This is a genomic window from Aerococcus sp. L_32, from assembly GCF_050689315.1.
This window is the reverse complement of the sequence record NZ_JBOEQF010001038.1, coordinates 1-660: the sequence shown is the minus strand read 5'-3', so window position 1 is coordinate 660 and position 660 is coordinate 1. Positions and strand designations below refer to the sequence as shown.

Annotated in this window: 1 protein-coding gene; it reads left to right on the top strand. The window is 31.7% G+C overall.

Translation table 11 applies throughout. From position 1 onward, the window contains the following. Positions 1 to 546: 546 nt before the first annotated feature. Positions 547 to 660 (top strand): DnaA N-terminal domain-containing protein (locus ACRCJ0_RS18075; protein WP_431391519.1); only part of this gene is annotated, 114 nt, incomplete at its 3' end.

The window sequence follows — 660 nt, the reverse complement described above, 5'->3', positions numbered from 1 at the left end:
GTTTTCGGCCGGTAAAACTCGTCTATATTATAACAGATATTTCTGAAAAAAGAAAAATCCTCCCTAAATTGATGTCCTCTTTTTTCACAAACTCCTTTTTAAAATTTCACAAACTATGTGAAGGAAAAAATGGTAAACTCTTATTCACAAAGTGTGTACGAAGTTTGCACAAGCCTGTGGTTAGTTGTTGCAAGTTTTGATTTATCCCAAAAGTTTTTAAAAGACTTTTCAACAAATCCACAGGTTTGCAAAACTTTCCCCCACCTGTTGATAACTCATCAAAATCCCTTATAAATTGACCTTTAAACAAGCATAATTATACACAAGTCTTTTAATCCGGTAAAAAGCTAACAGGTTTATGCACATCCTGTGGAAAACATTTATCAAAAGTTGGGATTATTTTTATTCACATCCAACTTTTTCTGTGGAAAACTGTTTTTTTTCATGATATTATGAATGAGCTTAACGAATTTAAAATTTCGTCGTACTATCATATTTCAATATGTTTGATATAAAAATTTTGTACACTAAGGAGCTAGGAAATATATGAGTGAATTAAACCGATTATGGGATTACGTCACCCAATACTTCAAAGAAGAGTTGCCTAAAACAAGTTTCGATACTTGGATTAAAGACCTAGATCCTGTTGCCTTTGAGAAT